This window comes from Actinokineospora sp. HUAS TT18, from assembly GCF_051364635.1.
In the GTDB taxonomy this organism is placed as follows: Bacteria; Actinomycetota; Actinomycetes; order Mycobacteriales; family Pseudonocardiaceae; genus Actinokineospora.
This window is the reverse complement of sequence record NZ_CP195645.1, coordinates 303,529-316,333: the sequence shown is the minus strand read 5'-3', so window position 1 is coordinate 316,333 and position 12,805 is coordinate 303,529. Positions and strand designations below refer to the sequence as shown.

7 protein-coding genes and 6 pseudogenes are annotated in these 12,805 nt (G+C 63.6%); 8 read left to right on the top strand and 5 right to left on the bottom strand.

What is annotated here, in order from left to right:
• Positions 1 to 116 precede the first annotated feature (116 nt).
• A pseudogene (locus ACSHT8_RS01560) lies at positions 117 to 1,137 on the top strand (IS256 family transposase).
• A 192-nt stretch (positions 1,138 to 1,329) separates the two neighbouring features.
• Positions 1,330 to 2,002: pseudogene (locus tag ACSHT8_RS01555) on the top strand (IS30 family transposase); the annotation flags it as partial.
• Between the two features lie 59 nt (positions 2,003 to 2,061).
• Here ACSHT8_RS01555 and ACSHT8_RS01550 read toward each other — a convergent pair.
• Complete coding sequence (locus ACSHT8_RS01550; protein ID WP_436496945.1) at positions 2,062 to 2,556, bottom strand: hypothetical protein; 495 nt, start codon at positions 2,554 to 2,556, stop codon at positions 2,062 to 2,064.
• Positions 2,557 to 3,130: 574 nt separating this feature from the next.
• Here ACSHT8_RS01550 and ACSHT8_RS01545 point away from each other — a divergent pair.
• Both ACSHT8_RS01545 and ACSHT8_RS01540 read left to right on the top strand, forming a co-directional pair.
• Positions 3,131 to 3,490, top strand: a pseudogene (locus ACSHT8_RS01545) (protease inhibitor I9 family protein); the annotation flags it as partial.
• Positions 3,491 to 3,502: 12 nt separating this feature from the next.
• On the top strand, positions 3,503 to 4,603 hold the full coding sequence (locus ACSHT8_RS01540) for a S8 family peptidase (RefSeq protein WP_436501966.1): 1,101 nt from the start codon (positions 3,503 to 3,505) through the stop codon (positions 4,601 to 4,603).
• 41 nt (positions 4,604 to 4,644) lie between these two features.
• Here ACSHT8_RS01540 and ACSHT8_RS01535 read toward each other — a convergent pair whose 3' ends face one another.
• Positions 4,645 to 4,833, bottom strand: coding sequence for a hypothetical protein (locus ACSHT8_RS01535; protein ID WP_436502259.1), 189 nt, complete (start codon positions 4,831 to 4,833; stop codon positions 4,645 to 4,647).
• Between ACSHT8_RS01535 and ACSHT8_RS01530 the strand changes: the two genes are divergently transcribed.
• Positions 4,765 to 5,890, top strand: a protein-coding gene (locus tag ACSHT8_RS01530) for an IS3 family transposase (RefSeq protein ID WP_436501965.1) whose coding sequence is annotated in 2 segments (ribosomal slippage) — positions 4,765 to 5,010 and positions 5,012 to 5,890 — 1,125 coding nt in all. Because the reading frame shifts where the segments join, the coding sequence is not laid out codon by codon here. The two genes, ACSHT8_RS01535 and ACSHT8_RS01530, sit on opposite strands and share 69 nt — an antisense overlap.
• Positions 5,891 to 6,217: 327 nt before the next feature.
• Here ACSHT8_RS01530 and ACSHT8_RS01525 read toward each other — a convergent pair.
• From ACSHT8_RS01525 to ACSHT8_RS01515, 3 pseudogenes are all read right to left on the bottom strand, one after another.
• A pseudogene (locus tag ACSHT8_RS01525) lies at positions 6,218 to 6,415 on the bottom strand (transposase family protein); the annotation flags it as partial.
• 369 nt (positions 6,416 to 6,784) lie between these two features.
• Positions 6,785 to 8,315: pseudogene (locus ACSHT8_RS01520) on the bottom strand (ISL3 family transposase).
• A 75-nt stretch (positions 8,316 to 8,390) separates the two neighbouring features.
• Positions 8,391 to 9,067: pseudogene (locus tag ACSHT8_RS01515) on the bottom strand (IS481 family transposase); the annotation flags it as partial.
• Between the two features lie 427 nt (positions 9,068 to 9,494).
• Between ACSHT8_RS01515 and ACSHT8_RS01510 the strand changes: the two are divergent.
• The 3 genes from ACSHT8_RS01510 (at position 9,495) to ACSHT8_RS01500 (ending at position 12,771) form a co-directional block, all read left to right on the top strand.
• Positions 9,495 to 11,069, top strand: a complete 1,575-nt coding sequence (locus ACSHT8_RS01510; RefSeq protein WP_436496943.1) for a proprotein convertase P-domain-containing protein — start codon at positions 9,495 to 9,497, stop codon at positions 11,067 to 11,069.
• 119 nt (positions 11,070 to 11,188) lie between these two features.
• Positions 11,189 to 11,389, top strand: a complete 201-nt coding sequence (locus ACSHT8_RS01505) for a hypothetical protein (protein ID WP_436496941.1) — start codon at positions 11,189 to 11,191, stop codon at positions 11,387 to 11,389.
• 182 nt (positions 11,390 to 11,571) lie between these two features.
• Positions 11,572 to 12,771, top strand: a complete 1,200-nt coding sequence (locus tag ACSHT8_RS01500; RefSeq protein WP_436501964.1) for an MFS transporter — start codon at positions 11,572 to 11,574, stop codon at positions 12,769 to 12,771.
• Positions 12,772 to 12,805 lie beyond the last annotated feature (34 nt).

Below are 12,805 nucleotides of genomic sequence, written 5' to 3'. Positions count from 1 at the left end.
ATGCAGGGCACATCGTCTCGTCGGGATGACGAGACGGCCGGACGACGGCTCGCGGAGGCGTTCTCGCCTGCCACGATCGACGGCGAAAGCCGCTGGGACGCCGATCGACGGCGTGAATGGTCTGCTTGAATCATATGACCAAGGCGGTGCTGGAGCGGGCCTTGCAGGCCGAGTTGACCGACCACCTGGGCTATGGCGCCGGAGACCCTTCGGGGCATGGTTCCGGCAATTCTCGCAATGGAAGTCCAGGAAGACGGTGTCGACCACGAACGGCCCGGTCGAGATTGAGGTGCCGCGGGATCGGAACGCCTCGTTCGAGCCGACTATCGTGCCGAAACGGTCGCGGCGGATCCGCAACATCGACGACATGATCCTGTCGTTTTATTCACGGGGCATGACCACCCGGGATATCGAGGCGCACCTGCTCGAAATTTATGGCGTGAACGCATCCCGGGAACTGATCTCGAATGTCACCGACGTGGTGGTCGACGAGATAAAAGCATGGCAATCGCGCCCTCTCGACGAGGTGTATCCGATCCTCTATGCGGACGGAATCCGGATCCGTGTCAAGGACAACGGCGTCGTCACCACCAAGGTCGCCTACCTGGCCATCGGCGTCGACGTCGACGGCAGCAACATGCCCTCGGGTGCTGGATCTCTGACACCGAGGGAGCCAAGTTCTGGCAGAAGATCCTATCGGACCTGCGAAACCGCGGCGTTCGCGGCATCTTGATCGTCTGCTGCGACGGCTTGACCGGCCTGCCGGACGCGATTCACGCAGTCTTCCTCGAAACTGTCGTGCAGACCTGCGTGGTCCACGTCATCCGCAACACGATGCGATTCGTGTCCTACGGAGACCGCCTGAAGATCGTCAAGGCGATGAAAGAGATCTATACCGCGCCCACCCTGGAGGCCGCCGAGCTCGGCCTGGCCGCATTCGACACACAGTTCGGCGCGCGGTACCCAGGCGCGGTCGACATGTGGCACAACGCCTGGACCGAGTTCATCCAATCTCTGGACTATCCACCGGAACTATGCAGGATCGTCTACACCACGAACGCAATCGGGTCCATCAACTTCCAACTCCGGAAGATCACCAAGAATCGCGGACACTTCCCGACAAAGACGCCGCGATGAAGCTCCTACATCTCGGACTCCGCAACATCTCCAGCCGGCGAGGGGGCGAATCGGGGACCGGAACACACGGCTGAAAGTGGCATTGAACACGTTGATCAACATCTTCCCAGGCCGCATACAATGCGGATAACCTACAAACGTAACAATCACCCTGGATTACACAGAGATCGTGACAGGCTCGGGCTGCGGGATGCTTGCCGGGTGAGTCATGAAGCGATCTGCCAGTGGGTCTATGCCCAGCCGGTCGCGACACTGCGTCGCGAGCTGGTCGCGCTGCGGACCGGTCGCACCACCCGGACCGGGCCACGCCCGGCCCCGGCTCCGGCTCCGGCTCCGGCTCCGCGGATCAAAGAGCCCCGCTACCTCGACGAACACCCCGTCGAAGCCCTAGGCCGGGCGGTGCCCGGGCAGGAACGAGATCTCGTGATCGGCAACGGGCAAGACCGCCGTCGCCACCCTGGTCGAGCGGACCAGCAGGTTCCTGATCCTGGTGCCGCTGACCGGATGGGACTCCCTGACCGTCACCGAGGCCATCATCGCCGCCGTCGGACCGCTCCCGGCAGCGCTGAAACGCTCGTTGACCTGGGACTGCGGCTCGGAGATGGCCCTGCACGCCGAGGTCACCGCGACTGGGTCGCCGGTGTTCTTCGCCCACCCGCACTCGCCCTGGGAACGCGGCAACAATGAAAACCTCAACCGCATCGTCCGCGAGTTCCTCCCAAAGGCGTCACCATCCCCAGCGATCCCCGCTACATGACAGCCATCGCCGCCAAGATCAACGACCGCCCCCCGTAAGATCCACCACTGGCGCAAACCCAGCGAGGTATTCACCGAACTCCTCGAATCAGATGCTTCCACCGGCTGAACTCGCCGTCCCCAGGACCAAGAGCGCGGCCGATGACCGCACTCTTGGTCCGTACGACATCAGGGCTGCTTCGCGTATCGGCCAACGGCCGGAAGCCAGAAAGCCACGATCGCACCCACTGCCGTCAGCAGGGTGATCGTCGAACAGACCTGGAGAGCAGTCGGCAACGCATCGGCAAGGTTGAGAAGAGCGAATGCGACGCCTAGCAGCAAGATAGTCGTGGTGAACACGCGGCCAGCGGTCTTGCCTTTGCGCGCGGTCAGGACCGCCAGGAACCCCAGTCCCGCCAACACTATCCACAGCACCGCCCGACTCTGCACGGTGACGTAGACCTCGTCGAGCGCGAGGTCCAGGACCGCCTCGCTCCCACCGGTCACACCCAGTTCCTCACCGACGTAGTCCTCGACGAATCCACGGAGGGCCTGCGGGCCGCCGATCAAAACGGTCGCAGCACCGGCCAGGGCCGCCCCCATGCTCGCCACGGTCATGGCGATAGCCACCGCGAGCGGCCGCGGCTTCGCACGGTGGTGTTTTGTGCTGCTGATGTCGTGCACGGTCAATGGTCCTTTCGACAGAGGGGTTGCCATCCACCTTCGCCATGGCCGTCCAGCCTGGCTGGGATAACGTTCGTCGTACGGTCGCCCGCGCCCGCGCGGTTCCCGAGTCCGCGCCTGGAACCTCACCCCACACCGACGACGGCACCAGGCTGCGCTCCGAAGCCACAGTGCCTTCTTCTGCGACCGTCGCCCATTGAGATGTCTCCGGCCATGCTCAATGCCACCGTTGGTCCACGCAGTCGATCGCAACTCGCCTGCGCGCTGCGCGTCATGCGCCTCGACAAGCGCTCCGACACCACCGGACCATGTCCCCGAGTCGGCCTCCTGGCACCCGACTCTCAACGGGTAGCAATCCTGGAACAGGTCAGTCCGTCCTCGCCGTCGTGACCGCGGTGGTAGCCATACCGCCACAAGTCGTGGGAGGAAGTGCCGCAGTGTGAATGTCCGAACACGAAGAGGGCACTACGCGCCATGCGGAATGAGCGGAACCGAGTGGGGGTGTGATGCGTAGGACTGTGACGAGCTCGCAGAGCAGCGAAGCGATCCGCGAGGGATCAACGAGAGGGAACAGATGCATTGGCTAGCAGTCAGGACTTCACGCAGGACTCGGCGATGGTGGGCATGCGCAGCAATCGTCGCCGCCGTCGCCGCCGCGCCTCTCGTACACCTCGGTTCCGCAATCGCTGCTGAAGAGGGATACATCAGAGATGCCAACGTCGAGGACAGTATCCACGACTCATACATCGTCGTTCTGAAGGATTCCGTCCCCTCATCGTCAGTTCGAGGATCCGCCGATTCACTTGCCTCTCGTTACGACGGCAGAGTCAAAGAAGTCTACGACACCCTCAACGGTTTCTCAGTGCAGATGTCCGAGAAGTCTGCGCGACGCCTGGCACGAAACCCCGATGTCGAATACGTTGAGCAAGACCGCACAGTGTCAGCCATGACAGATCAAATTGACGCCCCCTGGCCGTTGGATCGAATTGACCAGCGGAATCAGCCATTGAACAATAAGTACACCTACGACGAGCCTGCCGGCAACGTCAGAGTGTATGTGATCGACACCGGTATTCGAACCACACACTCTGCCTTCCAAGGTCGCGCACACCATGGCCGCGATACTGTTGACGAGGATAACGACGCCAGTGACTGCGACGGCCACGGCACGAATGTCGCAGGCGTTGTGGGCGGCGCAAAGCACGGGGTTGCCAAGTCGGTGAAGCTCATCGCAGTGCGTGTCCTCGACTGCAATAGAGGGGGGTCGATGACCAACGTCATCCAAGGGATCGATTGGGTGACGAGCAATCACATCAAACCGGCAGTCATCAATATAAGCCTTGGAGGAAAAGTGTCCTCCGTTATGGACGACGCTGTTCGCCGTGCGATCAACGCGGGGATCACCGTTGTCGTCGGGGCGGCAAACGACAACAAAGACGCCTGCGGGTATTCGCCTGCGCGCGTGTCTGAAGCACTAACCGTTGGCGCCAGCACTAAAAGTGACGAGCGCGCCAGCTTTTCCAACTTCGGCTCTTGCCTAGACCTCTTCGCGCCGGGCAAGGATATCTTCACTACGAGCCATCTCGGCGATGACCGCTTCGTGCTCACAAGCGGGACATCGATCGCCGCCCCACATGTGGCAGGCGCTGCGGCGCTTTACCTGGCCAAGAATCCCGCCGCCTCGCCAGCTCGTGTAAGCGAGGCGATCAAGGCTGATGCCACGACAGGTAAGATCATGAACCCTGGATCAGGTTCTCCAAACCGACTTCTCTTCCGAGTACATGGCCCCGTAGTCACTGAACTCGTTTGCGAGACAGGTTCGCAGAACTACGTCTGCTCTGCGGATGCAAATAGCGGCGCATCGCCTTTGCGCACCCAGTGGAAACGAAATGGGGTTCATATTCCGAGCTGGGACGGCCGCTTCGCTGTGAACACCCAGTGCGCAACCGGTGAAAATATCGCGATTACTTTTACCGTATCTGACGCAAACGGAGTCTCGGACAGCTACAGCCGCAGCTTTACGTGCAGCGCCCTTCCTATGCCGTAGTGACAAGTGGGGTCAATCGCCACGGGCGTTGACCCCACTTGTCATGACACGCATTGGGGTCTGCTGCACGGATTGGTGATCTGAGTTGGCTTGCCGTGATGGTGAGCTGGGAGGATGTCGCTGTGCCCAAGCCCTATCCCCAGGAGTTCCGCGATGATGTAGTGCGGGTCGCTCGCGGTCGTGAACCCGGTGTGACGGTCGAACAGATCGCGAAGGATCTCGGCGTCCACCCGATGACGCTGTTCAAGTGGCTGCGTCGGGCCGACACCGATGAAGGCGTCAAACCTGGCGTGGCCAGGGACGACTCGGCCGAGCTGCGTGAGGCCCGCAAACGGATCAGGCTGCTGGAGCAGGAGAACGAGGTGTTGCGCCGCGCGACGGCATACCTGTCGCAGGCGAACCTGCCGGGAAAGGCTCTACCCGCTCGTGAGCGAGCTGGCCGCCGACGGTGTACCCGTCGCGGTGACGTGCCGGGTACTCGGGATCGCTCGCCAGCCCTACTACCGGTGGCGTGCCCGCCCGGTCACCGCCACCGAACTCGAGCGGGCGTATCGGGCTAACGCGTTGTTCGACGCGCACCGCGACGACCCAGAGTTCGGCTACCGGTTCCTGGCCGACGAAGCCCGCGACGCCGGCCTGTCGATGGCGGATCGGACCGCATGGCGGATCTGTTCAGCCATGGGCTGGTGGAGCGCGTTCGGCAAGAAACGCGGCCGCGACGGCAAGAAGGCCGGTCCGCCGGTTCACGACGACCTCGTCAAGCGCGACTTCACCGCCACCGCGCCGAACCGCTTGCGGCTGGCCGATATCACCGAACACCGCACCACCGAAGGAAAGCTGTACCTCTGCGCGATCAAGGACGCCTACTCCAACCGGATCGTCGGCTACTCCATCGACTGCCGGATGAAGTCCCGACTCGCCGCCACCGCGCTCGTCAACGCCGTCGCCCGCCGCGGCGGGGTCGCCGGCTGTGTGGTGCACACCGACCGCGGATCGCAATTTCGATCAAGGAAGTTCGTCCGCGCACTGGCTCGTCACGGGCTGGTCGGTTCCATGGGCCGGGTCGGGGCGGCCGGGGACAACGCCGCGATGGAAAGCTTCTTCGCGTTGCTGCAGAACAATGTTCTCGACCGGCGCACGTGGTCCACCCGTGAGGAGCGGCGGATCACGATCGTCACCTGGATCGAACGCACCTATCACCGCCGTCGACGCCAAGCCGCTCTCGACCGGTTGACCCCGGTCGAATACGAAGCAATCATGACCACGCCAGCCAGCCAGGCTGCGTGACTACCGCTGTCACCTGCTCGTGCAGCAGACCCTTGCGATAGAAAGCGAACTTCGCTCTATCGAACCGAGTCTGGTTTCCATCGCGAACGATTCGACCACCACGACAATGGCGGCGTCGAATACTCGAGCAGCACGGTGCCGTAGTGGTGTCCGCGCCGTAGGGCGAAATCGTCCACGCCGACCTCACTGAGCTGCCCGGGTCGGGCAATGGCAGCGCGCGTAGGAGGCGCAGCAGGGTCATGTGCGAGACGCCCGCGGGCAGCCGCCGAGTCAGCCGTGCCCCAGCGCGGCCACCCAGCGCCAACGCCACGTCGACCAGCAACGACGTCAGCGGTGGAGTGCGACGTTGATAGACTGGGTAAGACCATCGATCTGTTCGGCAAAGATGCGTTGAGCGCATTCGCCGTTACGGCAGCGGAAACGTCGAACCCGCAACCGGATCAGCACCTCCCGGTCGCCCAAGCCGCGGTCAGCGATAGTGCGCTCGTAGCGGCTGTGAACCCGGTCCGATGGGTGACCACATGCAGGGCAACGGCCGTGGGTTCATGGCTGGCCACCTCGAACCGCACCGACCGCTCGGCAGCAACCACTCGATCCACCCGCACGCCTGTCAAGTGCGGAAACAGCACCGACGCCAAGCCTTGAGTCGCGTCGTTCAAGATCACAAACCGTGGTCATACCGCGCCCGGGGATGATCACCGAATCTGGGACAGAGCCAGTTTTCACGCGTCGCCGACAACCGCGTGGACCGGTCGACAAATCGAACGAAAGACACCACGGTCAGAATTTGCCGCAGTCAGACCGAACCACGCGATGCCGCCGCCATACTCACAAACCTTGCCGTTGGTTTGGGTCTGTCAAACGAGCGGCTCTGGCGCACTTTCGGTGGTGGCGTTAGCCGAGGAGGATGCGGTGGCGCAGGAGCGCGAAGCCCGCCCGCCCATACGTTTGTCGTTTGAGTAGCTTGGTTTTGGTGTTGATGCCTTCGGTGCGTCCGTTGTGGTGGGTGAGGGTGATCGCGGCGGTGACGGCGTCGATGTCCAGTTCGATGCCTCTGGCGAACGAATGCACTTGGGGTAGATCCGCCTCGCGGGCGGTGGTGGCCCAGGCCGCCAGCCGGGCGGGATTGCTGCCGTGGGGTGTGAGCAGAGCGGCGAAGGTTCGCACGAGGCTGGCCAGCGCTGTCATTTCGGGGCACGCGGCGGTCAGTGCTTCGAGTCGTTGGTGTTGATGGTCAGCGAGGTTCTCCGGTCGGGTCAGCAGCAGGCGGGTGGCCTGGCGGGACGAGAGGTGCCGATGCTCGTCCAGATGGCGCCCCTGATTCAAGTAGCGCACGAGGAGGTTGTGGCTGCCGGTGTAGCCCAGTGCGCGGATCTCGCCCAGCAACTCGGTCGGTCCCACGCCCGGTTCCTGTTCGCGGCGGAGGCGGAGGTGGTCGCGGTAAGGGTCGACCATGCAGGCCCGGTATTTGGGGACGCGTTGGATGCGCTGCGGTGTGGCCGCGCGGGCGTAGCGCTTGACGGTGTTCATCGCCAGACCGAGGCGACGTGAGCAGTCCAGCAGCCCGACTCCGGTATCGAGCAGGGCATGGATCTGGTGCCAGCGTTGCAATGTGGTGTCAGCGAGCTTGCCCTCGCGCAGCCCGGTGGCCGTGGCCCAGCACGCGCTGTGGGCGGCGACTTCGCGGCCTGCGGCGTCACACAGGCCGTGCCAGAGATGCCAACGGTCGGCCACCTGGATCGCGTGCGGCAGCGCGTCGCGCACGGCTTGAGCATAGGGTCGAACCGTCGCGGCAGACGACCTCGACACCCGGGTGCGCCCTCAGCCACTCGGCCGCCACCTGCGCGCGCCGTCCAGGCAGGACGTCGACGCGGGCACCGGTGTCCGCGTCGATTAACACGGTGGCGTAGTCATGGCCTCGGCGCAGGGCGAAATCGTCGATCCCTAGGACCGCTGGCACCGCCCGATCCGGCAACGGAATACCCAACAACACTCGCACCGCGGTGTCCCGCCCGACCGGGATTCCGATCGCGGGCAACAGTCGGGCGGAGGCCCTGCCTGCCAGCTCGCGCACGACACAACGGACCTGCTCACCTAATCGCACGGTCCGCCGTTGATAACGCTCGACAAGGCCAGGCACCTGTTCGCGGAACGTCTGACGCGGGCACTCGGGGACAGGGCATCGCATCCGGCGGACCCGCAGTCTGACCAGCACCCGGCGACCATCGACCGGAACATCGGCCGGAACCTGCTCGTGACGGGCGTGAACACGGCCGGTCGGCGTCCCGCACGAAGGACATGCCACCGCATAGTCCCTGGTCGAGGCCCGCACCACGATCATGTCGCCTGCGTCCAGGACGCTCTCGATCGACAGCGCGGACAGCCCCGAGAACACCACATCGACCAGCTCCGCCACTTCAGTCACAAATGATCATGACAAGATCAACAAGCGCCCCGGTTCGGGACCCCCACACCACCACCGAAAGTGCGCCAGAGCCGCTCGTCTTACAGTCCCGTTGGTTTGTAGCCGGTAGGGGCGGGTGCGTTTGTGTGATGCCAGCGGCGGTGAGGGTGTCGCGCCGAAGTTTGGATCGGTAGCAGGCGCCGTTGTCGGTGAGTACCCGTATGACGGTGATTCCGTTGGTGTGGAGGAAGTTCTGTGCTCGTCGCCAGAACGCGGCCGCGGTGTGCTGGGTCTCGTCGGGCAGAATCTCGGTGTAGGCGAGCCGGGAATGATCGTCCACGGCGTTGTGCAGGAACCCGTAGCCCAGCAGTGGGTTGCGGTAGGCACTGCGCGTCGCGGTGGGGGTCCGCTGGTGGTTGCGGCCGCCGATCTGCCAGCCGTGGATCCGGTGACCGCCGCCGTCGGGGATGTTGTCGAGTTTCCTGATGTCGACGTGCACGAGATCACCCGGCGCGGCGTGCTCATAACGGCGGATCGGCGTGCCGGTGGCCCGGTCAAGGTGTCGTAGCCGGGCCAGCCGGCGGCGGCGCAGCACGCGGTGCACAGTCGAGGGGTTCAGGTCGAGCAGTTAGGCGAAGCGGGCTGATCCCCATCGGCGGTCCAGTCTGATCTTGACGATTCGCCGTTCGACACGCGTTTCGGGCTGGTCAGAGGCCGTGACGAGCGGTCGGTCATACCTGCCGGCCCAGCTCGCGATAGCGGCCAGCCCACCGTCAGGCGGTACTGACTGAGACCCGGGAACCGCTCGGCTTGCTCGACGCAGCGGCCCCATCATGCAGACATCTGGGCCTCTCTGTCCGCCATCCGCGCCTGCGAGGGTTCTTCGCTGCGGCGACGTTGCACTCCGATACTCGGGCCGCCCGATAGGCACGAGCGCCGCCGATGCAAGCCACGCCGCATCCGGTCAGCACCGACGTCCACACGGCTGCCTATGCGGTTGGGATCCACTAATCGACGTGGACACGTATTCGGGTCAAGAGAGTAGCTGTTGCAGAAACCGTTGGAGTGAGCATGCGAAAAAAAGGGCCACATCGCCGGACCGCGGGCCTTGGTGCCACGCTGGTCCTGACTGCCGCTGCGGCCTCTCTGGTCATGGGCGCGCCATCGTCCTCGGCGGTGCCGACACCGGGACCTGGGAAGGTGCTCATTCAGCTGGGCGACAGCTTCGCTTCGGGTGAAGGGGCGGGATGGAGGGGTAACACGAGTGTGGGATCGGGTGACCGGCAGGGCACTGACGAGGCCGCGAGGTTCGACTCGCTCACCGGAAAGTGGACTTATCGCCCGGAGACTCACGTCTACGAACCGAACACCTATCGCGAGTCTGACGGCTGGTGGGGGGCCAACCCGTGCCATCGAGCTCGACACGCCCCGATCACCTACGCGAAAGGCGCCGCAGACCGCGTCGTCAATCTGGCGTGTTCCGGTGCGCAGAGCAAGCACATTTGGTCAGCCAATGCCGGCGGAGTGGAGCAACATTCAGGGCTGAAAACCCAATTAGACCAGCTGAGAGATGCCATATTTCCCACCGACGACGTGGCTATGGTCGCGATCACCGTCGGCGGAAACGACATCAGCATTCCGGCTTACGACAAGCCAGGCTTCGGTGAACTCGTCATCCAATGCATGGCGGCCTACGTTCACACCTACTTCCAGGACGGCTATGGCGAGCAGTGGTGCAAAGACGAGATCGAGTCGGGCGCAGGCAACGCGATCTCAGATGTCTTCTACAATACTCTGAAGACTATCGATCAAGTGCAAGGCGCACTGGCAGCTGAAGGACAACCGGTTGGTTCTTACAAGCTTCTACTGACCGGTTATCCGAGCATCACTCCCACCAAGTGGGCGGAATGGTCTTCCGCCAGCGAGACCGGCCACTGGTCAGACCGCTGCCCGGTTCGCCGCTTTGACTCTACCTATATCAACAACCATGTTGTCTCGCGGTTGAACGATGCCATCCAGGCCGCGGCCGAGGAGCGCGGCGTTGGATTTGTCAACATGGAGGACGTCTTCAAGGGCCACAGGCTGTGTGAGACCGACACCCATCGAGGCAGCCTCCCCGCACAGGAACCCCAATACGCCGAGTGGGTTCGGTACCTCGACATCGACGTCAACAGCGTCAATCCAGTTTTCGAAGGTGCCAGGGCCAAGCTCTTCGGATCGGATCCAGATGAGAAGCGCAGCAAGGCCCTTGGCTCTCAGCGCAGCATTGCGGAATCGTTCCACCCCAACACCTGGGGACAGAAGGCATTAGGCACGTGCATGAAAACCTACTACAACAACGACCCGATCAACAGCTTGCAGCGTTGCTTCATCGGGGGCGTTGGTCCGTACGAAATCCCCGACACCATGGTGACATCTGCTATCGCACCCAAGACAACGGTAACCGACAACCCGTCCGGCAGCGTCAGCATCGGAGCCCCGCTGGTTCGCACACTCACTGTGCCCGCAAATGTCGAGGCTGGCCACTATTTCCAATGGCTGCCCAATCTTAGCCATCAGCGCAAGGGCCAATTGCGTATTGAAATCACCGCACCCAACGGTAGCGTGATCCGACTCAAGGACTATAGCGCAAACGACACCGGCGCGTGGGCTAATGGCCCATGGACGCGCAACTACACCGAGGACCCATCCGGTACCTGGACGCTGCGAATCTGGGACAGCGACCTGTCCAGCTACAACGGCAGCCTTGACAGCTGGAGCCTGAAACTGTTCTAAGGATTTGCCAGGCCACATAGGGGTCGGGGCCGTGGTCACACGGCCCCGACCCCCTCTGGTCCAACACGATTGAACAATGGATCGGGCGCATCAAACGGTCATGGGCGAAGGTGACGGGGGTGCGTGAGCTGCTCAGCGCTCCGCAGGAGTGGGACTCGCCGATACACGGCTTTGCGCCAGTGTTCCCAAAGCACAGCGACCGACGGCTGGACGCTGAAACCTCCTTGACCAAACGCCAGCAGAACAGCAACCGCAGCGTCACCGATCTTGTGGTCCACAACCTTTCGGTGATGGCAACGCTGTATCGGCGTACGCATTGATAAGCAGCTTCGTGGCCTGATCTGCCGCGAGCTGGCTGCGAGACTGCCCGTACGCCACCAGCACGGGCGCGAGCGACTGCGTCGACGACGCCGGGGAACGGTTCGACCGTTGCTTACGTACAACGAACGTGTCCTATTCCATTCGTATCTCCGACTACCGCGCCGCACTGTCCACGCAGGGCATGCGGACGCCAGTCCTCGGCTCGGCGCTCGCTCGCCTGCCGATCATCTGGGTGAGTCTGTCGCTGCTGTTGTACGTCGAGCGGAAAACCGGGTCGTTCGCCGCCGCAGGCCTGGCTTCGGGGGCGGCGCTCATCGGCGTCGCCGCGGGCTCCGTCATCCAGGGGAGGTTGATAGATCGCTTAGGACCTACTCGGCCACTGTTGATCGCGACCGGCGCGTTCGGTCTGTTCGTTTCCGCCACCATCCTTGCCGTCGAACTGCTCGTCCCTGTTCCCCTGCTGGCGGTGGTCGCGTTCGGGATCGGTGCCACCCAGCCTTTGGTCGGCGCGGCCTCACGAGCGCTGTGGGAGCGGATGGTGCCTGCCGGTCCTGCTCGGACCGCAGGCTACGCATACGAAGCCATCAGTCTCGAGGTGTTCTTCATACTCGGTCCGGGAATCGCCGGTCTGTTGATCGCGGCGCCGTGGGCGGGCACTGGCTTGGCCACTGGTGCGGCGGTGCTGATGCTGGGCGCGACATGGTTCTCCCTGAACCGGGTCGTGCGGGCCTGGACACCGACGGCGGCACCAACAGGCAACCCCCTTGGAGCCTTCGCAAGCGCAGGGATGCGGACCGTCGTACTCGCTGTCCTCGGGCTGGGCTTGACCATCGGCTTCGTGGAGGTCGCGGTCCCCGCCGCAGCCGTCAACGCGGGAAACCCACCGCTCGGTGGGCTCCTCCTGAGCCTGTGGTCGGCTACCTCGGTACTGTTCGGCGTCCTGTACGCGATGCGACCCTGGCCACGGCCGATGCATCTGCGGCTGCCCTTCCTGCTGGCGACGTTCGGCGTGCTCACCGGATTGGTGGCGATTCCCACGTCGGTGCTGTGGCTCGGCATCGCGCTGGTCATGGGAGGAGCCCTGATCGCGCCACAGTCAACTGCGCACTCGGCAGTCATCGAACACGTGGCCCCGGAAGGCACCGCCGCTGAGGCATTCGGATGGGTGCTTATGGGCGGCACTGTAGGAATCGCGATCGGGCAGGCTACAGGTGGGCTGGTCGTGGAGTATCTTGGCATCCCGGCCGCGTTCCTTGGCGCGGGTTGCTCGGCGGTTGGCGTCGCGACATTCGTGTGGCTGTTCCGTGACACTGTGCGGCGTGGTTCAACCAGTACGGCCTCGCGGGTCGCCGATGGGGAGACAGCAGGATCGGTCGGTTGAGGCATCAGTGGCACCTGGGGCCTGGTCAAACGGC

Coding starts and splice junctions, on each gene's coding strand:
- ACSHT8_RS01540 (WP_436501966.1), top strand. CDS start 3,503: ATGACAGATCAAATTGACGCCCCCTGGCCGTTGGATCGAATTGACCAG.
- ACSHT8_RS01500 (WP_436501964.1), top strand. CDS start 11,572: ATGCGGACGCCAGTCCTCGGCTCGGCGCTCGCTCGCCTGCCGATCATC.